The organism is Pseudomonas vancouverensis (genome assembly GCF_004348895.1).
GTDB lineage: Bacteria > Pseudomonadota > Gammaproteobacteria > Pseudomonadales > Pseudomonadaceae > Aquipseudomonas > Aquipseudomonas vancouverensis.
The window spans coordinates 1-22,879 of record NZ_RRZK01000038.1; the positions used below are offsets into that span (position 1 = coordinate 1).

The 22,879-nt window shown below is 63.0% G+C and carries 20 protein-coding genes; 13 read left to right on the plus strand and 7 right to left on the minus strand.

Annotated features, from left to right (window positions below):
* The first annotated feature begins 388 nt into the window (after positions 1 to 388).
* From EIY72_RS28940 to EIY72_RS28965, 6 genes are all read left to right on the plus strand, one after another.
* The gene (locus tag EIY72_RS28940; protein ID WP_093224345.1) at positions 389 to 904 is read left to right on the plus strand and encodes a flavin reductase family protein; all 516 of its coding nucleotides are present in this window, start codon (positions 389 to 391) and stop codon (positions 902 to 904) included.
* Positions 905 to 913: 9 nt separating this feature from the next.
* A complete protein-coding gene (locus EIY72_RS28945; protein ID WP_093224348.1) occupies positions 914 to 2,593 on the plus strand; it encodes an FAD-binding protein in 1,680 nt (559 codons plus the stop codon).
* Positions 2,581 to 3,336: a glucose 1-dehydrogenase gene (locus tag EIY72_RS28950; RefSeq protein WP_093224351.1), complete on the plus strand. Its 756-nt coding sequence runs from the start codon at positions 2,581 to 2,583 to the stop codon at positions 3,334 to 3,336. The genes EIY72_RS28945 and EIY72_RS28950 overlap by 13 nt, the downstream gene beginning before the upstream one ends.
* A gap of 13 nt (positions 3,337 to 3,349) precedes the next feature.
* Positions 3,350 to 4,438: a ferredoxin--NADP reductase gene (locus EIY72_RS28955; RefSeq protein ID WP_093224354.1), complete on the plus strand. Its 1,089-nt coding sequence runs from the start codon at positions 3,350 to 3,352 to the stop codon at positions 4,436 to 4,438.
* Positions 4,439 to 4,753: 315 nt separating this feature from the next.
* Positions 4,754 to 5,500 carry an SDR family NAD(P)-dependent oxidoreductase gene (locus tag EIY72_RS28960; protein WP_093224357.1) on the plus strand — a complete coding sequence of 249 codons (747 nt, stop codon included), beginning with the start codon at positions 4,754 to 4,756 and terminating at the stop codon, positions 5,498 to 5,500.
* Between the two features lie 73 nt (positions 5,501 to 5,573).
* On the plus strand, positions 5,574 to 7,154 hold the full coding sequence (locus EIY72_RS28965) for a FadD3 family acyl-CoA ligase (protein WP_093224360.1): 1,581 nt from the start codon (positions 5,574 to 5,576) through the stop codon (positions 7,152 to 7,154).
* Between the two features lie 289 nt (positions 7,155 to 7,443).
* Here the strand turns inward: EIY72_RS28965 and EIY72_RS28970 are convergent, their stop codons facing one another.
* Entirely contained in the window at positions 7,444 to 8,322 is an 879-nt protein-coding gene (locus EIY72_RS28970) for an SDR family NAD(P)-dependent oxidoreductase (RefSeq protein WP_093224363.1), read from the minus strand.
* A complete protein-coding gene (locus tag EIY72_RS28975) occupies positions 8,319 to 10,061 on the minus strand; it encodes an FAD-binding protein (protein ID WP_093230662.1) in 1,743 nt (580 codons plus the stop codon). The genes EIY72_RS28970 and EIY72_RS28975 overlap by 4 nt, the downstream gene beginning before the upstream one ends.
* A gap of 265 nt (positions 10,062 to 10,326) precedes the next feature.
* Here EIY72_RS28975 and EIY72_RS28980 point away from each other — a divergent pair, with 265 nt between their 5' ends.
* From EIY72_RS28980 to surE, 3 genes are all read left to right on the plus strand, one after another.
* Positions 10,327 to 11,904, plus strand: coding sequence for a DUF1302 domain-containing protein (locus tag EIY72_RS28980; protein ID WP_093224366.1), 1,578 nt, complete (start codon positions 10,327 to 10,329; stop codon positions 11,902 to 11,904).
* A 23-nt stretch (positions 11,905 to 11,927) separates the two neighbouring features.
* Complete coding sequence (locus EIY72_RS28985) at positions 11,928 to 13,307, plus strand: DUF1329 domain-containing protein (RefSeq protein ID WP_093224369.1); 1,380 nt, start codon at positions 11,928 to 11,930, stop codon at positions 13,305 to 13,307.
* A 78-nt stretch (positions 13,308 to 13,385) separates the two neighbouring features.
* Complete coding sequence (gene surE, locus EIY72_RS28990) at positions 13,386 to 14,363, plus strand: 5'/3'-nucleotidase SurE (RefSeq protein WP_093224372.1); 978 nt, start codon at positions 13,386 to 13,388, stop codon at positions 14,361 to 14,363.
* A 146-nt stretch (positions 14,364 to 14,509) separates the two neighbouring features.
* Here the strand turns inward: surE and EIY72_RS29000 are convergent, their stop codons facing one another.
* The 3 genes from EIY72_RS29000 to EIY72_RS29010 are packed head-to-tail and all read right to left on the minus strand — an operon-like array spanning position 14,510 to position 17,374.
* A complete protein-coding gene (locus EIY72_RS29000; RefSeq protein WP_093224375.1) occupies positions 14,510 to 15,625 on the minus strand; it encodes a 3,4-dihydroxy-2-butanone-4-phosphate synthase in 1,116 nt (371 codons plus the stop codon).
* On the minus strand, positions 15,622 to 16,548 hold the full coding sequence (locus tag EIY72_RS29005) for an alpha/beta hydrolase (RefSeq protein ID WP_093224377.1): 927 nt from the start codon (positions 16,546 to 16,548) through the stop codon (positions 15,622 to 15,624). Before EIY72_RS29005 ends, EIY72_RS29000 begins: the two co-directional genes overlap by 4 nt.
* A complete protein-coding gene (locus tag EIY72_RS29010; RefSeq protein ID WP_093224380.1) occupies positions 16,535 to 17,374 on the minus strand; it encodes an SDR family NAD(P)-dependent oxidoreductase in 840 nt (279 codons plus the stop codon). Before EIY72_RS29010 ends, EIY72_RS29005 begins: the two co-directional genes overlap by 14 nt.
* Before the next feature lie 147 nt (positions 17,375 to 17,521).
* Here EIY72_RS29010 and EIY72_RS29015 point away from each other — a divergent pair, with 147 nt between their 5' ends.
* The 4 genes from EIY72_RS29015 to EIY72_RS30005 all read left to right on the plus strand — a co-directional run bounded on the left by EIY72_RS29015 (position 17,522) and on the right by EIY72_RS30005 (position 20,857).
* Positions 17,522 to 18,565 (plus strand): 3-ketosteroid-9-alpha-monooxygenase, oxygenase component, encoded by a 1,044-nt coding sequence (locus EIY72_RS29015; RefSeq protein ID WP_093224383.1) that lies wholly within the window; start codon positions 17,522 to 17,524, stop codon positions 18,563 to 18,565.
* A gap of 133 nt (positions 18,566 to 18,698) precedes the next feature.
* Positions 18,699 to 19,829 carry a helix-turn-helix transcriptional regulator gene (locus EIY72_RS29020; protein WP_093224386.1) on the plus strand — a complete coding sequence of 377 codons (1,131 nt, stop codon included), beginning with the start codon at positions 18,699 to 18,701 and terminating at the stop codon, positions 19,827 to 19,829.
* An 87-nt stretch (positions 19,830 to 19,916) separates the two neighbouring features.
* Positions 19,917 to 20,465: an ADP compounds hydrolase NudE gene (gene nudE, locus EIY72_RS29025; RefSeq protein WP_093224389.1), complete on the plus strand. Its 549-nt coding sequence runs from the start codon at positions 19,917 to 19,919 to the stop codon at positions 20,463 to 20,465.
* 224 nt (positions 20,466 to 20,689) lie between these two features.
* Positions 20,690 to 20,857 carry a hypothetical protein gene (locus tag EIY72_RS30005; RefSeq protein ID WP_165939622.1) on the plus strand — a complete coding sequence of 56 codons (168 nt, stop codon included), beginning with the start codon at positions 20,690 to 20,692 and terminating at the stop codon, positions 20,855 to 20,857.
* 63 nt (positions 20,858 to 20,920) lie between these two features.
* Here the strand turns inward: EIY72_RS30005 and dmpG are convergent, their stop codons facing one another.
* Both dmpG and EIY72_RS29035 read right to left on the minus strand, forming a co-directional pair.
* Positions 20,921 to 21,955, minus strand: a complete 1,035-nt coding sequence (dmpG, locus tag EIY72_RS29030; RefSeq protein WP_093224392.1) for a 4-hydroxy-2-oxovalerate aldolase — start codon at positions 21,953 to 21,955, stop codon at positions 20,921 to 20,923.
* Between the two features lie 13 nt (positions 21,956 to 21,968).
* Positions 21,969 to 22,877, minus strand: coding sequence for an acetaldehyde dehydrogenase (acetylating) (locus EIY72_RS29035; protein ID WP_093224395.1), 909 nt, complete (start codon positions 22,875 to 22,877; stop codon positions 21,969 to 21,971).
* Positions 22,878 to 22,879 lie beyond the last annotated feature (2 nt).

Sequence of the window (22,879 nt, forward strand, 5' to 3'; positions counted from 1 at the left end):
AGGGGTTTATCCGGGGGTGGGAGCGTAGCGACCGTGCGGCGAAGCCGCACACATCGAGAGGAGGTGCAGCGAAGCAAACCGTAGGCGATGCCCCCGGATGAATCCCGGAGCGAAGGGACCCCGAGCTTTAGCGAGCGGGCCGAACGCTGGGGCAAGCGTTTTTTTGCTTACTTTTTTTAGGCGTTTGTAAAAAAAGTGAGTCGCCGTAAGGGCGAAACCGTCAGCCGCCATTACCGAAGAAACGGATATGCACTCAATCAACCCAAAGCCTGGTCGGCCCAGAGGCCGCCAAGGTCAAAAGCGCAACTAGTCCCCTCGGACGATGTTCAACCTGGACGTCAGAGCAAGAATCCATCGCACTCCCCAACCAACCAAAAGGCCCAGTGCGATGAACGACGCCAACCTCAAAGCCGACATGCTCCAGGCCATGCGCCGCCTGGCCAAGTCCGTCACCATTATCAGCACCAGCAACGGCACCGAACGCTTCGCCATGGCCGCCACGGCCGTCGACTCCCTGAGCACCGAACCGCCGTCGCTGCTGATCTGCGTCAACAAGACCGCCTCGCCCCACGCCGCGCTGGCGACCGGCGCAGACTTCTGCGTCAACATCCTCGGCGTCGAGCAACAAGACCTCGCCAACCTGTGCAGCGGCGCAATCAAGGGCGAAGCCCGCTTCGACCGTGGCAACTGGCTGACCAGCCCCGGTGGCATCCCGTACTTGGGCGACGCGCAGTCGGCGATTCTGTGCCGCCAGGACGGCCACTTCAGCTACGGCACCCACACCGTATTCATCGGACGCATCCTGCAGATCCACACCAGCGACGAAATCACCCCGCTGGTCTACCTCGACGGCCACTACACCACCACCGCCAAGCCCGCTCCTTCCTACGCTGTAGCCGGCTGAGGATTGGGCATGAACGGCCTGAACGGGTTGACGGCGCTGCGAGTGACCAGCGCCGACCAGTTGCCATGGGATGACCGCTGCGACTTGCTGGTGGTCGGCTTCGGCGGTGCCGGCGCCTGTGCCGCCATCGAGGCTGCCAGCCGTGGCCTGAAGGTGTTGGCACTGGATCGCTTCGCAGGCGGCGGCGCCACCGCGCTCAGCGGCGGCGTGGTGTATGCCGGTGGCGGCACGCCCTATCAACGTCAGGCCGGTTACGACGACACGCCTGAGGCCATGTTCAACTACCTGCGCCAGGAAGTCGGCGAAGCCGTCAGCCACGCAACCTTGCGCGACTTCTGCGAAAACAGCTGTGAGCAACTGGCCTGGCTGGAGCGTCAGGGCGCGGCGTTCGAGGCCAGCGTGCCGCCGCATAAAACCTCCTACCCGAGCGATCAGTTCTACCTGTATTACTCCGGCAACGAAGCCGTGCCGGCCTATGCCGCCAGCGCCCGACCGGCACCTCGCGGCCACCGCACCAAAGGCCCGGGCATGTCCGGTGCCAGCCTGTTTGCGCCGCTCAAGGCCAGTGCCTTACGCCAGGGCGCACGCTTGCGCAGCCAGTGCGAAGTACGCCGCCTGGTGCTCGACAGCAACGACCGGGTGCTGGGCGTCGAAGCCTGGCAACTGCCCACCGGCAGTCGCGTCGCCAGGCAGCACGCACGCCTGTCACGCTGGGCCGCGGCGATTCATATGTACGCTCCGGCACTGGCGGACCGCTTGCGTGCCCGCCAACGGCGCATCGAACAAACTCACGCCGTTCGTCAGTTGATCCGCGCTGAACAGGCGGTCCTGCTGAGCAGTGGCGGGTTCATCTTCAACCGCGAGCTGGTGCGCCAACACGCGCCGCAATATCTGGCTGGCTTGCCCTTGGGCGCCACTGGCTGTAACGGCAGCGGCATTGCCCTCGGCCAGAGTGCCGGTGGCAGTGTCGAGCGGATGGACAAGATCAGCGCCTGGCGCTTCATCAATCCACCGCTGGCCTGGGCCCGGGGGATGATCGTCAACGCACGTGGCGAACGCTATGCCAACGAAGAAACCTACGGCGCCACTCTCGGTCACGCGATGGTGGAAGAACAGGACGGCCGCGCCATCCTGATTCTCAACCGCGCACTGGTACGCGAAGCACTGCGTCAGGTCGGGCCGGGCAAGGTATGGAATTTCCAGCGCCTGCCGGTGCTGCTCAACCTGCTGTTCAACGCCAAGCGCAGCAACACCCTCGCCGGGCTGGCCAAGCGCTGCAAGCTGCCACCCGAACTGCTGCGGCAAAGTGTCGAACGCTACAGCCGGGCAGCGCGTGGCGAGATGCCCGACGCGTTCGGCAAATCCGCAGCGATGCTCGCCGACCTCGACCAGGGTCCGTGGTACGCCCTCGACCTGTCCTTCGACAGCAAACTCTTTCCCTGCCCGGTCATCACCCTCGGTGGGCTGAAAGTCTGTGAAGGCAGCGGCCGGGTACTGAACCACGCCGGCCAGCCCATCGACGGGCTGTACAGCGCCGGCCGCAACGCCATCGGGGTCGCCTCCAATCTTTATGTGTCCGGCCTGTCCCTGGCCGACTGTATCTATTCCGGTCGCCGGGCTGCCGCCCACGTGGCCGATCAAGTCGCACTTCAAACCGCACGATCAGGAGAACAACAATGCAACGTGTAGAAGGCAAGGTTTGCATCATCACCGGCGCCGCCAGCGGCATCGGCCGCGAAGACGCCCTGCTGCTGGCCCGTGAAGGCGCCAAAGTAGTACTGACCGACCTCAATGAAGAAGCCGGTCGTCAGGTTGCGGCAGAAATCGGCGCCAATGCACTGTTCATCCGTCACGACATCGCCAGCGAAAGCGATTGGCAGCACGTGGTGAAAACCACCGTTGAACACTTCGGCCGCCTCGACGTACTGGTCAACAACGCCGCGATCCTCGCCCTGGGCAGCATCGAGGACACCACCCTCGAGCTGTGGCAGAAGGTGCAGAAGATCAACGGTGACGGCTACTTCCTCGGTTGCAAATACGCCATCGCAGCGATGAAGGAAACCGGTGGCGGTTCGATCATCAACATGTCGTCGGTGGCCGCCCTCGGTGCGATGCCGATGTTCTGCGCCTACTCGGCGTCCAAAGGTGCGGTGGCGGCCATGACCCGTTCCATCGCTTTGCACTGCAAGCAACAGGGCTACCGCATTCGTTGCAACAGCGTGCACCCGGACGGCGTCAATACGCCGATGACCCAGGCGCTGGCCGGTGGTCAGGCGATCCCGCAGGAAGCGCTGGACCAGGACCCGATGAACCGCATGGCCGCGCCACGGGACATTGCCAACGTGGTTCTCTTCCTGGCCACCGACGAGTCGCGTTTCGTCAACGGTGCCGAGATCCGTGTCGACAACGCCCAACTGATCAGCGGGCTCTGAGGCCGAGGTGAACATGGGCACGCAACAACAGAACCTGACCCCGGCTCAAGCAACGACGGGAAGCGTCTCCCTGCAAGTGTGCGCGGTGATCGACGAGACCGCTGATGCACGCTCGCTGGTGCTGGATGTACCGCCAACCCTGCGTGAGCGCTTTCGCTACAAACCGGGCCAGTTCCTGAGTTTTCGCGTGCCCTTCGCCGGGAAAGTGCTGACCCGCTGTTACTCCATGGCCAGCTCGCCCCATGCCGACGCGCTGCCCAAAGTCACGGTGAAGCGGGTCGACGGCGGTCGGGTGTCGAACTGGATGAACGAAGTCCAGGTCGGCGACTGGCTGGAAGTATTGCCACCGGCCGGGCTGTTCTGCCTGGACGAGCGCCACGCGACAGACAATGATCGGCCGCTGGTGCTGTTCGGCGGCGGCTCGGGGATTACCCCGGTGTTTTCCATTCTCAAATCGACGTTGCAGAGCAGTACTCGGCCGATCAAGTTGGTCTACGCCAACCGCGATGAAGCGTCGGTGATTTTCAAAGACGAGCTGTGTCGCTTGATCAAGGCGCATCCTGATCAACTGCACGTTGTGCACGTCCTCGATTCGGTGCAGGGCTTCCTCACGGAGGCTCAGGTCCGTCATCTGCTGCGCGGCTCGGCCGGTGGCGATTATTTCATCTGCGGTCCGGGACCCTTCATGGACACCGTGGAGCGCACACTGCTGGCGATGGGCGAGCCTGCCGATTGCATCCATGTCGAGCGCTTCGTCTCGCCGCCCGACCCGGACGAACTGTTGGCCGAAGAAGCCCTGGCCCGGGAAGCGGCAATGGCTTCGCACTGCGAAGCGCTGATCATCGAACTCGATGGCCAGCAACATGAAATCCCCTGCCAGCCCGGCGACACGTTGCTGCAAAGCTGCAAGACAGCGGGCCTGGACGTGCCGTCGTCCTGCGAAGAAGGCTTTTGCGGGGCCTGCATGTGCGTGGTCAAGGAAGGTGAAGTGCAGTTGGCGCGCAACGATGTGCTGACGCCCAAGGAACTGGCGGACGGCTGGACCCTGGCGTGCCAGAGCCGGCCGACTGGGGCGAAGGTTCGCCTGAAGTTCCCGGATTGAGACAAACACGCCTCCACTGGCAAAGAAAATTTTGTGGTGAGCGAGCTTCTGTGGCGAGGGAACTTGCTCCCGTTGGGCTGCGAAGCGGCCCCAAAATGCCGAAGCGACGACTGCTGCGCAGCCGAACGGGAGCAAGCTCCCTCGCCACAAAAGTGCTTTGCCAAAAAAAGCTCTCAGCTACAGGGTTTCCCCGCCACGGGTTGTTTTCTGCAGGCGGGCGCTCTGTCGTCTTAGTCTCATTGGACGATCACTCGGCCCCGGTCTGCGGTTAGACTCGGCCACAGCATTAGCCCACAACAATAAAGAGGTGCAGTTATGGCTCGTTTGCAGAATAAGGTCGCGGTGGTCACCGGCGGCGCTTCGGGGATTGGTCTGGCGTGCGTGCGCCGCTTTGCCGCCGAAGGCGCGCAAGTGGTGGGGCTGGACATCGGCAGCGCACCGGCAGACTTCCCTGGCCTGTTCATGACCCTCGACGTGCGCGACGAAGCGCAGGTGCAACAGGTCATGCAAGAAGTCATCAGTCGCTTCGGGCGTATCGACGTGCTGGTCAATGCCGCCGGTGTCGCCGACCAGGGCAGCGTGACCCAGACCACCACCGCCAACTGGCAACGGGTGATGGACATCAACCTGACCGGCAGCATGCTCACCAGCAAATACGCGCTGGCCTCCATGGTCGAGCAGCGTGGCGGTTCGATCATCAACGTCGGTTCGATCTTCGGCCTGCAAGGCTGCGATGGCAACGTCGCGTACAACGTGTCCAAAGGCGGCATCAACCAGCTGACCCGCTCGATGGCGATCGACTACGGCTACGCCAACGTGCGCGTCAACGGCCTGTGCCCGGGCCTGATCGAAACGCCGATGACCAGCATGGTCCGTGACAACGACGCGTTCCACGCCTTCTTCGCCTCGCAGCACATGCTCAGCCGTTCCGGTCAACCGGAAGAAGTGGCCAACGTCGCGCTGTTCCTGGCGTCCGACGAAGCCTCCTTTGTCAGCGGCCAGATGATTGCCGTCGACGGTGGTTTCTCCGCCGGTCGCCGTTTCGCCCCGCCCGCCCAGTAAATCGTTGTCCGGCCGGGCGCCCTGCCCGGCCTTCTCCCTTTCTTCGTCACTGTCTTCTAACCGGGGAGCCCCCATGCCGCCTGTCGCAACTGCACTGACCATCGCTCAACTGTTCGCCAACGCTGCCCAGGCCTACGGCGACCGCCCGGCCATCGAGGACGCGGGCCATTCAATCAGCTATCGGCAACTCGACCAGTTGCGCCGCCAGGCCGCCCGCGCACTGCTGGCGCTCGACGTGCAGGCCGGCGACCGGGTGGCGGTCTGGGCACCCAACGTGTGGGAATGGATCGTTGCCGCCGGCGCGCTGCAAAGCGTTGGTGCGGCCCTGGTACCGCTCAATACCCGCATGAAAGGCAGTGAGGCCGGTTACATCCTGCGTGAGAGCGGTGCCTGCGTGTTGTTTGCCATCGGCGAATTCCTCGGCGCCGACTACCCGGGCATGCTGGTGGCCGAAGACTTGCCGGACTTGCGTCATATCATCAGCCTGCGTGGCGCCAACACCGGCACCCTGCCCTGGGAGCGCTTCATGGACCTGGCGGCCGACGTACCGCAACTGGCCCTGCGCACCCGTGAGCAAGGCGTTGGCCCGCAAGCACTGTCCGACCTGCTGTTCACCTCCGGCACCACTGGTAAACCCAAAGGGGTGATGACCAGCCACGGGCAGAACCTGCGCATCGTCCGCGACTGGAGTGACATCGTCGGTCTGCGCGAAGGCGACCGTTACCTGATCGTCAATCCGTTCTTCCATTCCTTCGGCTACAAGGCCGGCTGGCTGGCGGCGCTGATGCGCGGTTGCACCATCCTGCCGCAGCAGGTGTTCGACGTGCAGGCGGTGCTCGACTGCGTGCAGCGTCAGCGCATCAGCGTGTTGCCCGGGCCGCCGACGCTGTATCAGTCGCTGCTCGCTCATCCTCAGCGCGGCGACTTCGATCTGCGCTCATTGCGGGTGGCGGTAACCGGGGCGGCGGCGATCCCGGTGGAGATGATTCATCGCATGCGTGACGAGCTGGGGTTCGGCACCATCGTCACCGCCTACGGCCTCACTGAGGTTTGCGGTTTTGCGACCATCTGCCGCTCCGGCGACTCGGCGGAAAAGGTCGCCAACACCAGCGGTCGCGCCATGCCCGGCGTCGAGGTTCGCTGTGTCGGCAGCAACGGTCGCAGTCAGCCGGCCAATATCCCCGGCGAAGTGCAGATCCGCGGCTACAACCTGATGCAAGGTTACTTCAACGACCCGCAGGCCAGCGAAGCGACCCTGGATGCCGACGGCTGGTTGCACACCGGTGACATCGGCGTGCTCGATGAAGAGGGTTACCTGCGCATCACCGACCGCTTGAAAGACATGTTCATCACCGGCGGTTTCAACGTGTACCCGGCGGAGATCGAGCAATGCCTGCTGACCTACCCGGGCGTGGCCCAGGCGGCGGTGATCGGCATTCCTGACGAGCGCATGGGCGAAGTGGCGATGGCGTACCTGCTGCCGGCGCCGGGTATTGAAATCGAACCGGCCAGGTTCCTGTCCTGGTGTCGCGAACAGATGGCCAACTACAAAGTGCCGCGCCGCGTGCAGGTGCTGCAGAGCATGCCGATCAACGCGGCGGGCAAAGTGACCAAGAATGTGTTGCGAGAGTGGGCGCTACAACCTGCTGGTTAAACACAAACCCTGTGGGAGCGAGCTTGCTCGCGATGACGGTGTGTCAGCCAACGACCCTGTTGACTGATCTGACGCTATCGTCGGAACGCCGCCCGGAGCAAGCTCGCTCCCACAGGATTCCCATGCGTAGGCAATTTTCCATACAACACAAAACAATGTGGGAGCGAGCTTGCTCGCGATGACGGAGTTTCAGCCAACTATCCCGTTGCCTGAACTGACGCTATCGTCGGAACGCCGCCCGGAGCAAGCTCGCTCCCACGGGTTTTGCATAAATGCCGATAGAACGGATTCAGACCACTCGCGCCGGATGCTGCTGACGCGGATCGCCCAGCAATGCGCGGTGGGAGGGCGGCTGGCGGCCCTCGGCTTCGCTGATGTCATAGCCCGGGGCAATTTCGGCGGTGATCAGGGTCTGCCCGGACAACGCCATCAACTGCGGATCATTGAGCAAGGCATGAATCACCCGGCCATTGAACTGCGGGGTTTCGGCATCGGCGAGAAACGCCTGGTACTGCTCGCCATGCTGCTCGCCGGCAATCTTCGTGCGCTCGGTCAGTTGCGGGCCGAGCCACAGCGACAACGCCGCCACGCCCTGCCCTTCGAAATCGATGGCCATGTCCGCTGCCAACTTGTCGACACCGGCCTTTTGCGCGCCGTAGGCCGGGCCGTGCATGTAGCACCCGGCGCCGAACGATGAGGTAAAGCAGATCAAACCCTGAGCACTTTTCAGCAACAAGGGCGCGGCGTAGTAACTGGCGATGTACGCCGAGCGCAATCCCACATCGAGTATGCGCACCAGTTCCAGCGGTTTGGCCCAGAACGGGCCGGGTTCGATCAACTGGTCATGGATGTAGGCGGCATTGTTTACCAGCAGGTCCAGGTGCCCGCATTGCGCTTCGACTTGGGCAAACAGTGCCTCGACCTGCGCGTCATCGCCGTGGTCGCAGACTACGGCGATACCCCGTCCGCCCGCCGCCGTAATGGCGACAGCGGTATCTTCCAGCGAGCCGCGCAAGGCATGCCCGTACAGGTTCGACCCGCCCTGCTCCGGCGCACGACCGGTGACGTACACCGTCATGCCTGCCGCACCGAGCGCCAGGGCAATGCCTCGCCCGACTCCGCGACTGGCACCAGTGACCACTGCAACCTGCTGACGTTGCTTATTCATTCGACACTCCCGTACAAGGTTTTCGTCGTCGCGGTTTCGCTCTGACGCTTGATGTGATTGGCCGCCAGGTAACCAAAGGTCATCGCCGGGCCGATGGTCGAGCCGGCACCCGGATAGGTGCGTCCCATCATCGACGCGGCGCTGTTGCCGATGGCGTACAGGCCCTGGATCGGCTGGCCATCCTCGTGCAACACACGGGCGTGCACATCGGTCAGCAAACCGCCCTTGGTGCCGATGTCGCCGGCATCGATACGCACGGCGTAGAACGGCCCCTTGAGCAGCGGAGCCAGGCACGGGTTGGGCTTGACGCTCGGGTCGCCGTAGTAGCGGTCGAACAACGAATCGCCCTTGTGGAAATCCTCGTCGACGCCCTGTACCGCCATGCCGTTGAAACGCTGCACGGTACTCGCCAACCCTGCTGCATCAACGCCGATCTTGCCGGCCAGTTCGGTCAGGCTCGAGGCCTTGTGGAAGTAGTCACGCAGGTGAACGGGCAATTGCCAGTCACGCTGGGCATAGCCGGGCAACAACGCGCCGCACGGGTATTTGCGGCGGAACTCGGCGTCGAACACCATCCAGCAGGGCACGGTTGCTGCGCCCTCGCGGTTGTTGGCGTACATCGCATAAACGATATCCGTGTAGGGCGCCGCTTCGTTGACGAAACGCTGACCCGCCGAGTTGACCATCACGCAACCCGGCAAGGTGCGCTCAACGAACATCGCACGCTGTTTTTCTTCACCCTGCACATGGGTGGTCGGTGCCCACCAGCTGTGCTCCATCAACGCCGTGCGTGCGCCGAGGGCCTGGCCGGCGCGAATGCCGTCGCCGGTGTTGTTCGGCGGCGTGGCACTCCAACCAGCGTTGGAAGGCTGAGGCAGATACTGCTCGCGCATCGCCTGATTGCGCTCGAAACCGCCGGCGGCAATGATCACGCCATAACGCGCCTTGACGTTGAGCATCTGCCCGTTGCGCTTGACCCGGGCGCCACCGACGCGATCACCCACCAGCAGCAATTCCTCCAGCGCGCAGTTGAGCCACAGCGACTTGCCACGGTCCTGCAAGGAGCAGCGCAAGGCACCAATCAGCGCGTTGCCCAGGGTCAGGTAACGGTCACGACGAGACAAGCGCCGGCCTTCGCGGTCCTTCCAGTAACGCCACATCACGCGCAGGGTCAGGCGCAACCAGCCAGGCCCACGGCACAACAACACCTGCGCTTCTTTCATGGTCATCGCCATGCGCCCCATCATCAGGGTGCCGGGGGACGGTGCGCGCATGCGCAGAAATTCTTCGCCGAGTTCGGCCGCATCAAAGGGCTGCGGGTCCATCGAGCGATAGCCCGGTTTGCCGCCCGCGACTTCCGGGTAGTAATCGGCGTAACGCGGCTGCGCCTCGAAGCGCACGCGGGTCTGTTGCTCCAGGTATTCGACCATCTCGCGGCCATGTTCGACGTAGGCCTCGATGCGTCCGTCATCGATTTCGCCATGGGTCACGGCGCGGATGTAGGCGATCGCTTCAGCCGCCGAGTCGCTGCCGCCGATCGCGCTGATCCGGTGATTGTTGGGGATCCAGATGCCGCCACCGGACACCGCCGAGGTGCCGCCGTACTCGCCGCTCTTTTCGATCAGCAACGCATTCAGGCCCAGGTCATGGGCACGCAAGGCGGCAGTCATGCCCCCGGCGCCCGAGCCAATCACCAAGACATCACAACACTCGTCCCACTTTATTCCGGCAGCGTTCATGCGATCACCCTTGCTCAGCGCCCGTCGGGCAAAATCCGCCACCGCCGGATCTTCGCCCGGTGCAGTCGGTCTCGGGATTGTTCGCCGCGCAGGCCGGGTGTTCATCGTCCATTGGGACTAAGGCGAAGGCCATGGCCACCCCGTGCAAATCGCTTAGTCCGCATGGACGATGTTGCGCGCAAGTCGTGACTCCATAGTCGCCCACAGCACCCACCACCCCCCTGAAATGCAGGTCGGGCAGGCCTGACCTGGGCATGAGGACGACATGATAAAAACAATAATCGCCCCACCAACACAGCACACTCGCATACACCTGGCTTTGCTGTTGCTGGCTGGCGGATTGAGTAGTCACGCAAGCGCCATGAGCTTCAAGCCGAGCGATGACTTGAGCGTCGACTGGGACACCACGCTGACCTACAGCCTGGCCTGGCGAACCGAAAACCGTGATCACAAACTGACGGCCAATGCCGATGCCAACGACGGCGACAACGCCTTCTCCCGCGGCAGCCTGATCAACAACCGCAGCAGTTTCCTCACCGAAGCCAACATCAAATGGCAGGATGACTACGGCGTGTTCGTGCGGGCGACAGGCTTCTACGACAACGTCTACGATCAGGAAAACGACAACAACACCGGCACCTCCAACTGCTTCGCCGGCGGCCATTGCAGCCAGCCGGACCGTTTCTCCCAGGAGACCATCGACCAGCATCGCAACGACCTGCGCATGCTCGATTACTATGCCTACGGTACCTGGGACCTGGGCGGTCACAACCTCAACGCGCGTCTGGGTAACCAGGTAGTCAGCTGGGGTGAGAGCCTGTTCTATCCGGGCATCTCCGCGGCCCAGAGCCCGGTGGATGCGACCAAGTCGACCACCCCGGGTGTCGAGGTCAAGGAAATCCTCCTGCCGGTCGGCCAACTGTTCACCCAGTTCGCCCTGACCGAGAGCCTCGGCGTGCAGGCCTACTACCAATACGATTGGGAAAAAACCCAGCTGTTTGGTGTCGGCAGCTACTTCTCCACCACCGACTACATCGACAAGGGCGGCTTCAACGACGCCACCGGCTTCCTGACACGCCTGGGTGATGACAAACCGAGCAGCCAGGGCCAGTACGGTCTGGCCTTTACCTACGCCGCCGAATCGCTGAACAACACCGAGTTCGGTATCTACTACGCGCGTTATCACGACAAGACCCCGTCGCTGGACTTCCAGACTGACCTGGGTCACTACCGTGCGGTGTACTTCGACAACATCGACCTGTACGGCGCCAGCTTCGCCACAGTGATCGGCGACGTCAGCTGGGCCGGTGAAGTCAGCTACCGCGACGGCACGCCAGTAATGGTCAACAACGGTTTCTCCAGCCCCGTGCGCGGCAAGACCATGCAGGCGCAGACCTCGGCCATCTACGTGCTCGGCCCGACTGCCTGGGCCGACAACACCACCTTCACCGGTGAGTTCGTCTACAACACCGTGATCAGCAACGACAAATCGCAACCGGTCAACCTGGCGCCAGGCTTCTCCCTGCCGGGCACCGACAGCCTGGTCTACGACCGCGAGGCCTGGGGTTACACGGTGCAGGTCAACCTCGATTACAACGACGTGTTCAGCGGCTGGGACATGTCGATCCCGTTCACCTACAGCACCGCCTCTCACGGCGACAGCTCGATGGTCGGCTCCATCAACTCCGGTGAAGGCGACGACCGCGCCAGCATCGGCAGCACCTGGACCTACCTCAGCAACTTCACCGTCGAAGCCCGTTACAACGCTTACCTGGGCAATGCCAACAACGCCCCGTGGGCCGACCGCGACAACGTCGCGCTCAACTTCAAATACCGGTTCTGATTCCCCTGTCGGAGGAGCACAGCATGTCCAGATTTACCCAAACCTTATTGAGCACGGCGCTGACCGTCGGCCTGCTCGGCAGCGGCCTGGCCTACGCCAAGATCAGCCCCGAAGAAGCCGCCCGACTGGGCCAGGACCTGACCCCGATGGGTGCCGAAAAAGCCGGCAACGCCGACGGCAGCATTCCGGCCTGGAGCGGCAAATGGCGCGGTTTGCCGCCGGGCCTGAAGTTCGATGGCCCGGGTACGCCGTACCCGGATCCGTATGCCAGTGAAAAGCCCTTGTTCATCATCGATTCGAAGAACATGGACAAGTACGCTGACAACCTGTCCGACGGCCAGAAAGCCCTGCTCAAACGCTACCCTGACACCTTCAAGATCCCGGTGTACCCAAGCCACCGCGACTTCCGCCTTGATGCGAAGCTGGAAGAGATGATCAAGAAGAATGCGGTCACGGCCGAACTCGACAATGACAACAACGACACCAAGAACGCCTGGGGTGCCTCGCCGTTCCCGATCCCGAAAAACGGCAGCGAGTTGATGTTCAACCACACCCTGCAGGGACGTGCCAGCACCGAAGAGGCCAACTATGGCCAGGCGGTGGTGTACGCCAACAAGGAGAAGGTGCTCGAAGAGGTCAACTACAAGATCTACTCGATCTGGTCCAGCCCGAACAAGACCCTGGAGACGTCCGACGGCATCCTGTCCAACTTCCTGATCACCACCCTGGAGCCGGTGCGCAAGAAGGGCGAGATCGTCGTCGGCCACGAGTTCATCAACCCGACCGCCGCGCCACGTCAGGCCTGGCAGTACAGCCCGGGGCAGCGCCGCGTACGTCGCGCTCCGACCGTGGGCTACGACTCGCCGACCGGTGCCGGTGGCTTCCGCGTATACGACGAAGACCGCTTGTTCAACGGCGCGCCGGATCGCTACAACTGGACCATCATCGGCAAGAAAGAACTCTACATCCCGTATCACAACTACAAGATCGACGACCCGAGCGTCACGGCCGACCAGATCCTGTCGACCTCCGGCCACGTTGATCCGCAGTACATGCGCTACGAAAAACACCGTGTCTGGGTGCTGCAAGCGACCCTGAAGGAAGGCGCCCGCCACGTCTACGCCAAGCGTGTGTTGTACCTCGACGAAGACACCTGGTCGGCAACCATGGCTGACAACTACGATGCCCGTGGCCAGCTGTGGCGCACCAACATGCAGACCTCGATCTACGCCTACGAGATCCAGCGTTATCACGCCCGTCTGGGTATCTACCACGACCTGATCGCCGGCTCGTACCTGGTCGACCGGATGCTGGTCGATCAGAAGCCGGCCAAGCTCAACGCCACCGCCTTCACCGACGACGAGTTCACCCCTGGCAACCTGCGTAAACTCGGCACCCGCTAAAAACACCGCGCCCCGACCGATTCATTCGGTCGGGGCGTTGTGCATTTCAAAATTTGCTCCCGTTACGGAAAACTGCCCATGAACAAATTCCTCGCCGGCGCCATTGCCATGGCCAGCCTTGGCCTGTCGATGCAAGCCAACGCCCTGAACATTCTGCTGACCAACGACGATGGTTGTCGGGCACCTGGTATCGATGCGATGTATCGCGCCCTGACCGCGGCCGGGCACAAGGTGACACTGGTTGGCCCATTGAACGACAGCAGCGGCATCAGCGCCGCCAGCGTGGTCGTGCCCGGTCAGGCGCTGGCTGTGACTGAACTGGCACCGGGCAAGTTCTGCGTCGGCCCACCGGACGGCTACAGCGCACCGGCGGGCAAGACCTCGGCCATCGGCACGCCAGTGGATGCGGTCAACGTTGGCCTGGATGTGATCCTCAAGGACAACCCGCCTGACCTGGTGGTGTCCGGCAGCAACTTCGGCGAGAACGTCGGGCCGCTGACGCAGATGTCCGGCACCCTCAACGCTGCGCTGCGGGCGATGTTCAAGGGGATTCCGGCAGTGGCGGTGTCCACTGCGATCGACATGGACCTGATTGTCCGCGACCAGCAGGCCGGCTTTCGCAAGACCCTCGGCGCCATGGACGACACGGCGCGGTTTGCGGTGAAGGTGATTGAGCAAGCGAGCCTTGCGGGGGCTGAAGCGAGGAAGGCTTGCGTTAGCAACAAACACGCCTGCGAGCTGAACGTGCTCGGCCTGCCGGGCGTGAACGGCCTGAACCTCAACTACCCGCCCCTGCCGCCCAGTGAAGTCAACGGTGTGGTGTTCGCCCCCATCGGCAACTGGGATCGGGTGAACTTCACCTCACAGCGCGGCGCCGATGGTGTGGTCCACGTCAACCTGAGCGCACCGTCAACCCCGACCGCAACCCAGCAACAGGCCGACGCCTATCAACTCTGGCAAGGCCATGCGGTGATCACCGTGATCGACGGCAACATGAGCGCGCCGCAGGCGGTGCAGGATCAGGCGAAGAAAATATTGAAAAGCATCAAACCCTGAGATCCCCCGCTGCCCCTGTGGGAGCGAGCTTGCTCCGGGCGGCGTTCCGACGATGGGGCCATCGACGACGCGGGTTGTCTGGTGCCCCGCGTTATCGTTGGCGTCCATCGCGAGCATGCTCGCTCCTACAGGGGGTTGCGTGAGTTTCAGGTTGTGGGCTGGAACGGCACGAACTCGGTCACTTCCAGGTCGAACCCGGACACGGCCTTGTACGGCACCGGCGAGCTCATCAGGCGCATCTTGCGTACATTTTGATCGCGCAGGATCTGTGCACCAATGCCCAGCGTCCGCTGTGGAAACTGCGGTGTGCGCTGTTTGCCACCGCTGCGCTGACGCAACTGCTCAAGCACGCCCTCGGCGGTTTCCTTTTGCGCCAATAACACCAGCACGCCACATTCGGCGGCGGCAATGCTTGCCAGCGAGCGCTCCAGCGTCCACTGCTGGGCACCGCCCTGGACTTCGCAACCCAAGGCATCCCGCAAGGTCTCGATGCCTTGCACCCGTACCAGCACCGGTTGCGAACTGTCGATCCGGCCCTTGACCAGTGCCAGGTGCAGTGCCCCTTGATAGGTGTCCTGATAGGTGGTCACCTGAAACTCGCCATGGCGCGTCTGCAACGGATACTGGTCACCGCGCTCGATGGTGCCTTCATGCAGAATCCGGTAGTGGATCAAATCGGCCACCGTGCCGATGCGCAACCCGTGGCGGCGGGCAAACTCGTGCAACTCGGCGCCGCGTGCCAGCTCACCTTCTTCGTTGAGAATGCCCACCAGGGTCGCCGCCGGTTGCACGCCGGCCAGGCGTGTCAGGTCGCACGCGGCCTCGACATGCCCGGCACGTTGCATGACACCACCGGGCAAGGCTTGCACCGGAAAGATATGCCCAGGCTGCACCAGATCCGTCGGACCACTGGCCGGGTCGACCGCCACCTGAATCGAGCGTGCCCGGTCGGCGGCCGAGATGCCGGTGGACACCCCGGTAGCCGCCTCGATCGAGCGAGTAAAACCCACGCCGTGCTGCGCCCGGGAATTAGGCACCATCAAGTCCAGGCCCAGGGCGCGGCAGCGTTGCTCGGTCAGCGCCAGGCAGATCAAGCCGCGTGCCTGCACCGCCATGAACGTCACCGCCTCGGCGCCGGCGTGTTCGGCAGCCATCAGCAACGAACCTTCGCCGTTGTGCTCGTCATCGGTGATCACCACCATCTGCCCGGCGCCGATGGCTTCGATCAGTTGCGCCACGCTGTTGAACGCCAGGCCGCTCACCGCAGTGCCCCGCGTACATCGGCGCATGCATCGGTCAACGCCTGGGCTGCCGCCTCGACAAAGGGTGCCATGCTGATGAAGCCATGGACCATGCCTTCGCAACGTCGCAATCGAATCGGCACGCCCGCGTCGCGCAGGCACGCGGCCAACGCCTCGCCTTCATCCATCAGCGGATCAAAACCTGCCGTGATCAACGTGGTCGGCGGCAGGTCCGCCAGGTTCTCGGCACGCAACGGCGAGGCTAACGGATCATCGGCCTGCACGGCTTCTTGCAAATACTGCTGCCAGAACCAGCGCATCGCCGCTGCGGACAGCAGATAACCTTCGGCGAAATCTTCGAAGGACTGGCTGTCGCAGGCCGCATCGGTCACCGGATAAAACAGGCACTGATAACCGATCTTCGGTCCCTTGCGTTGCGCCGCCAGCTGACTGACCGCCAATGCCAGGTTGCCCCCGGCACTGTCCCCGGCCACCGCCAGCCGACTGCCATCGAAACCCAGCGCGGTTGCATGCTCGACCAGCCAGCAAGTGGCCGCGTAGCAATCCAGGGGCGCGGCCGGAAACTTGTGTTCCGGCGCCAAACGGTAAGCCACCGAAACCACCACCGCTTCGCACTGACGCGCCAGCGAGCGGCACAGGTTGTCGTGGGTATCGAGGTTGCCCATGACGAAACCGCCGCCATGGAAATACACCAGCAGCGGCAAGTCGTCCTGTTCCAGCGGCCGATAGAGCCGCGCCTCCAGCTCGCCTTCCGCTCCGGCCACGCGCAGCTCGCGCACCTCGCTCATCGGATCGCCGGGGATGGCGGGCAGCAGGTTGTCGGAGAACTGCCGGTATTGCACGGCATCGACCTGGCTGTAATCGGGTTCGGGAATCTCGCGAAACTGCTGGAGTACCGCAGCGATCTGCTTATCGAGCTGCATGGGCATCGTCCTCTACGTCGGTCATTTGAAACGCTGGATTGGTTTCGCCCAGGATGCTTTGCACCCGGCGTTCAAGGGCCGGCTTGAAACCCTTGTGCGGCAGGATCCAGAAGCGTTTTTCGGCGATGGCCGCGAACACGGTGGCGGCCAGTTCCGCAGGGGTCATGCCCTGGCGAATGGTGCTGTCGAGCAACTGGCTGAAATCCGCACCGGCCGTATCCACCACCTGATTGGAGGCCATGATTTCACTGGCCACCGGCCCCGGGCACAGCACCGAGACCGACACCGGCGCACCGATCATCGCCAGCTCGTAGTGCAGGGTTTCCGAGAGCGCGACCACCGCCTGTTTGGTCACGTTGTACGGCGCCATCAACGGACTGCTGACCAGCCCGGCCAGGGACGCAGTGTTGATCACATGCGCCGCCCGCCCCTGCTGCAGCAACAGCGGCACGAAACTGCGAATGCCGTTGATCACGCCCTTGAGGTTGACGTCGAGCATGCGCTGCCACTGCGCTTCGGTGATGTCCCAACTGAAGCCGGTCTGCATCACCCCGGCGTTGTTGAACAACAGGTCCACGCCACCGAACTGCGCGACAGCCCGGTCGCGCAAGCGCTCGACTTGCGAGGCATCGCCGACATCCGTGACGCAGTGGATGACCTGCACGCCCTGCACCTGCAGTTGCTCGCTCAGGCCTTGCAGGCCCGCCGCATCCCGATCCGCCAGCACCAGACGCATGCCCAGCGCCGCCGCGTGTTCCGCCAGCCCGCGACCAATGCCGCTGGCGGCTCCGGTGATCACGGCTACCGGTCCTTGTTCATTGTTCATCGCCTGTTCCTGCCCTTGGGTCCAATGGCGCCAGTAGAGCGGGCTGGCAAACGGCAGCCATCGTCCATTCAGACGATGCCCGCTTTTACAGGGGCGGCAGAATCCCTTACATGCGCAAAACCCGTGATCCCTTGGGAGAATAATAAGATGAGTACCCTGCACCGCATCGAAGCCAAACTGCTGGAAGATCGCTACGCCCGAGGCTGGCACTGCCTGGGGCTGGCTGCGCAATATCGTGACGGCAAGGCCCATCGCCTGGACGTATTCGGCACCCGCCTGGTGGCCTTTCAGGGCGAAGACGGCGACCTGCATATTCTCGATGGCTACTGCCCGCACATGGGCGCCGACCTGAGCACCGGTTGCGTGGAGGGCAACTCGATTCGCTGCCCGTTCCATGCCTGGCGCTGGGGTGCCGACGGCGTGTGCGATGACATCCCTTATGCCAAACGCATTCCACCGCGGGCCAAAATCAAGAGCTGGCCGATCATGGAAGAAAACCAGCTGCTGTTCGTCTGGAACGACCCGGAAGGTAACCCGCCGCTGCCGGAACAACGCATCCCGCGTATCGACGCCTGCTTCAGCGATGAATGGGCGGCCTGGGAAGTGGCTGAGCTGCAAATCGATACCAACTGCCGCGAACTGATCGACAACATTTCCGACATGGCGCACTTCGGCACCGTGCACGGTGCGCCGGTCGACGAGTTCATCAACGTTTTCGAAGGTCACCTGGCCACCCAGATCATGATGGCCCGCAGCGAACGCCTGTCCGGAGACAGTGTGCTGACCACCGAAGCCACCTATTTTGGCCCGGCCTATCAGATTACCGACATGCAAGGCGCCATGAACGGTCAGCCGATCCATTCGATCCTGCTCAATTGCCACGTGCCGATCGACCTCGACAGCTTCACCCTGCGCTACGGCGTGCTGGTGAAAAAGATTCCGGGCCTGAGCGAAGAACAGAACCAGGCGATGGCCAAGGCCTATGTGCAACAGGCCCAGGCAGCCTTCTACGAAGACGTGGCGATCTGGCACAGCAAGACCCGTGTCGACAACCCGCTGCTGTGTGATGGCGACGGCCCGGTGTATCAATTGCGTCGCTGGTACGAGCAGTTCTACACCGACGTCGAAGCGCTGGCGCCAGATGTGAAGGAACACAAGAAGTTCGTCGTGCGCGCCCGCGAACGGGTCTGACACGGCCTGTTTGCCCGCCATGGGCCTGACTGGCAGCCGCCTGTCAGGCCCTGAGCCCGAGCGTTGCAAGGAGTCGATATCGGCGCTTATTCTCGGCCACCGCCAACGCCAATAATAAAAACGGTTTTTCCCTATGCAGCAGTGCCTCAGCCTCGATACGTTCAGTGATTTGATCGGCAACCTTTATCAGGGCCCGCTGGAAAACATTCCCTGGGCAACCTTTCTCAATCAGCTCAATGTGCACCTGAACAGCAAGTACGTGACCTTCATCCTGCGTCCGCCCAGCGCCCATGTGGACGGCTTGATGGTCAACACCACGGGAACCTCGACCGAGGCGACCGCTTCCTATAACAAACACTTTTTCAGCCTCGACCCCTTCGTCGACCTGCCCAACCGGCAAGTGGTGACGCTTGCCGAGTTCGTCTCCAACGACGACTGGCAGCAGTCGGAGTTCTACAAGAACTTCCTCGAACCGGTGGACGTGTTCCACATCCTCGGCGCCGACATCAATACCGTCGACGGCGCCCAATGCCGCATCCGCATCAGTCGCGGCCGTGATGACAAGCCTTTCGGCAACGAAGAAAAGGCCATGCTCACGCAGTTCATCCCGCACCTGGAGCGCTCGATCAAGATCCACATGCAGCTCAACCGCATCGAAGCCGAACGCAACCTGTATGCCGGTGCGGTCAACCAGATGGCGGTCGGCACCATCATCCTCGACGAGTCCGGCAAGGTGCTGCAGACCAACCAGGTGGCCGACCGGCTGATCCAGGAAAAGGACGGCATCAAACTGGTCAACGACGGTTTGCAGGTCGGCACGGCGCGCGACACCCAGGAGTTCCGTCGACTGGTCAAACAGTCGCTGCTGTCGCAGAAAAGCAGCAACCCGTCGGTGGTCGAGGCCCTGCGTGTGCAGCGTCCGTCGGGCAAGGCCGACCTGGGCATCATCGTGCGCTCGGTGCCGCTGACCGACTGGAGCGAAGGCAAGCAGTGCCCGACCGTGGTGATTTTCATCAGCGACCCGGAACAGCAGTCCACCGCACCGCAAGAGATCGTCCGCGCCCTGTTCGATTTCACCCCCGCGGAAACCCAGCTGGCCATGCTGCTGGCCAACGGTTTGACACTGGATGAAGCCTCGGAAGAACTCGGCATCAGCCGCAACACTTCACGGGCGCACCTGCGTTCGACCTTCTCGAAAACCGGCGTGACCCGCCAGACCATGCTGGTGCGCCTGATCCTGCGCAGCGTAGCGACCCTCGGCTAACCCCCTGCCCCGCCCTCGTCCGCTTGGACGATGGCGGCCCTGGCGGCGCGGCGCACAGTGTGGTTATCCCAACCAGGGGCCAGACCCATGCGCAACTCTCCGACCATCCTCAAGACTGAACTGCTGGCGCAAAGCGGACACTTTCAGATCGAAGCCCTGCACCTGCAATTCAGCAACGGCCAGCAGCGGGTCTACGAACGTTTGCGCGGCACCGGTTATCGTTCGGTGATGCTGGTGGCGATGCCCGATCCGCAGCATGTGCTGCTGGTGCGCGAGTACGCGGTCGGGGTGGAAAAAACCATTCTCGGCCTGCCCAAGGGCGGTGCGGAAGTGGATGAGGATTACCTGCAAGCGGCGCAGCGCGAACTCGGCGAGGAAGTCGGGTTGCGCGCGGCATGCCTGACGGAGTTGGGCGAACTGACCCTGGCACCGGGGCATTTGTGCCATCGCTACCGGGTGGTGCTGGCCGAGCATCTGAGCCCGTGCCAGCTGGAGGGCGACGAACCCGAGCCGCTGGAATGCCTGAAGGTGCCCCTGGCGCAGATTCCCGAACTGGTCGCCCGGGGTGAACTGCACGAAGCGCGGGCCATTGCCGCCCTGTTCATGGCCATGGGCGCCCTCGCCCGGCGCACTTGATACACCCCATCCCCCTGTAGGAGCGAGCACGCTCGCGATGGACGTCAACGATAACGCGGGGTATCAGGCAGCCCGTGTCGTCCGTGCCTCCATCGCGAGCGTGCTCGCTCCTACAGGGGATGCGCAGCCCCAGATGCACCGGCTAGTCCATTCGGACGAAGCCGCTTTTTGCCAATCGCCCTAACGTACCCCTACAACAACAAAAATCCGTACCGAGGCGCGCCATGCGTAAAGCCACCTACGCCCTGTTCATCCTTGTTTGTGCCGGCAGCACTGCCAGTCTGTGCCAGGTGTTCAAGAATGAAGCCTACCGACCGACCACCGCCTACTTCAGCTGTTCGAGCGCGGCGGTCAACTGCTACCCGCCCGTGGTTCGCAACCTGCTGCCCTGAGCACAGGTTTCACCGGGCATAAAAAAACCACCGAATCCGGTGGTTTTTCTGTTCCTGCCGAAATCAGGTCGGCAACACGCCCCGAGCACGGGACAAGGTCAGGGCCAGGTCTTCGATCATGTCTTCCTGACCACCTACCGTGCCGCGACGGCCCAGCTCCACCAGCAACTCGCGGGCCGCGATGCCGTATTTCTGCTCGGCACGCTTGGCGAACAGCAGGAACGAGCTGTACACACCGGCGTAGCCCAGGGTCAACGCATCGCGGTCGAGACGGATCGGCTGGTCCATCATCGGCACCACCAGGTCCTCGGCGACGTCCATGATCCTGTACAGGTCGACACCACTGTTGACGCCCATGCGCTCCAGTACCGCAACGAACACTTCCAGCGGCGTGTTGCCCGCGCCGGCGCCAAGACCGGCGACCGAGCCGTCGATGCGTGCAGCACCTGCCTCGATCGCGGCCAGGGAGTTGGCGATGGCCATGCCCATGTTGTGGTGCCCGTGGAAACCGACTTCAGTCCCGGCATTCAACCCTGCGCGCAAAGCGCCGATTTTCTGCGTCACTTCGTCGGGCAGCATGTAGCCAGCCGAGTCGGTGCAGTAGATGCAATTGGCGCCGTAACTTTCCATCAGCCGCGCCTGCTCCAGCAGTTTTTCCGCGCTGACCATGTGCGCCATCATCAGGAAGCCGACGGTATCCAGGCCCATCTTTGCCGACATGCCGATGTGCTGGCCGGACACGTCCGCTTCGGTGCAGTGAGTGGCCACGCGAATGGTCGAGACGCCGTGCTCGTGGGCCATCTTCAGATGATCCAGCGTGCCGATGCCCGGCAACAGCAGCGCCGACACCTTGGCCTGTTTCATCTGCGGGATCACCGCAGCGAAATATTCCTCGTCGCTGTGGGCCGGGAAACCGTAGTTCAGCGATGCACCGCCCAGGCCATCGCCATGGGTAATCTCGATCAAGGGCACGCCCGCCGCATCAAGGCCGGTGGCCACCGAAACCATTTGCTCAAGGCTGATCTGGTGCTGTTTGGCGTGCATGCCGTCGCGCAGGCTCATGTCGTGCAGACGGACGCTCTTACCTTGTAAATTCATCGGGATTCTCCACTCAGCGAACGGGCAGTTGCAGGGCGCCCTTGTGGGCTTCTTCGGCGAACATCTCGGCGGTGCGCAGGCCTGCGGCGGTCATGATGTCGAGGTTGCCGGCGGACTTGGGCAGGAAGTCGCCGAGGCCTTCGACCTCAATGAAAATCGACACCTTGCGTCCGTCGAACACCGGCCCGTTGATCAACTTGTAGCCCGGCACGTAACGCTGTACCTCGCGGACCATTTCCAGCACCGAAGTGCGGATCGCATCCTGGTTCGGCTCGTCATCGGTCAGGCAGTGAATGGTGTCGCGCATCATCAGCGGCGGCTCGGCCGGGTTGATCACGATGATCGCCTTGCCACGCCGGGCGCCACCGATCTTCTCCACGGCACCGGCGGTGGTGCGGGTGAACTCGTCGATGTTCTGCCGCGTGCCCGGTCCCACCGAACCCGATGACACGGTAGCGACGATCTCGCCGTAGCTCACCGGCTGCACCCGCGACACCGCCGCCACCATCGGAATGGTCGCTTGGCCGCCGCAAGTGACCATGTTGACGTTCATCGCCAGTTTCGCCGCGTGCTCCTTGAGGTTGACCGGCGGCACGCAGAACGGGCCGATGGCCGCTGGCGTGAGGTCGATCATGATCACGCCCAGCTCATTGAGCTTGCGGCTGTTTTCCGCGTGCACGTAAGCCGAAGTGGCATCGAAGGCGACACGAATGTCATCGTCGAGCACGTGCGGCAGCAAACCGTCGACGCCTTCGGCCGTGGTTTTGATGCCCATTTCCCGGGCACGTTTCAGGCCTTCGGATTCAGGATCGACGCCGACCATCCACACCGGTTCGATCCATTCCGATCGGCACATTTTCATCAGCAAGTCGGTGCCGATATTGCCCGGGCCGATAATGGCCGCTCTGAGTTTCTTGCTCATTC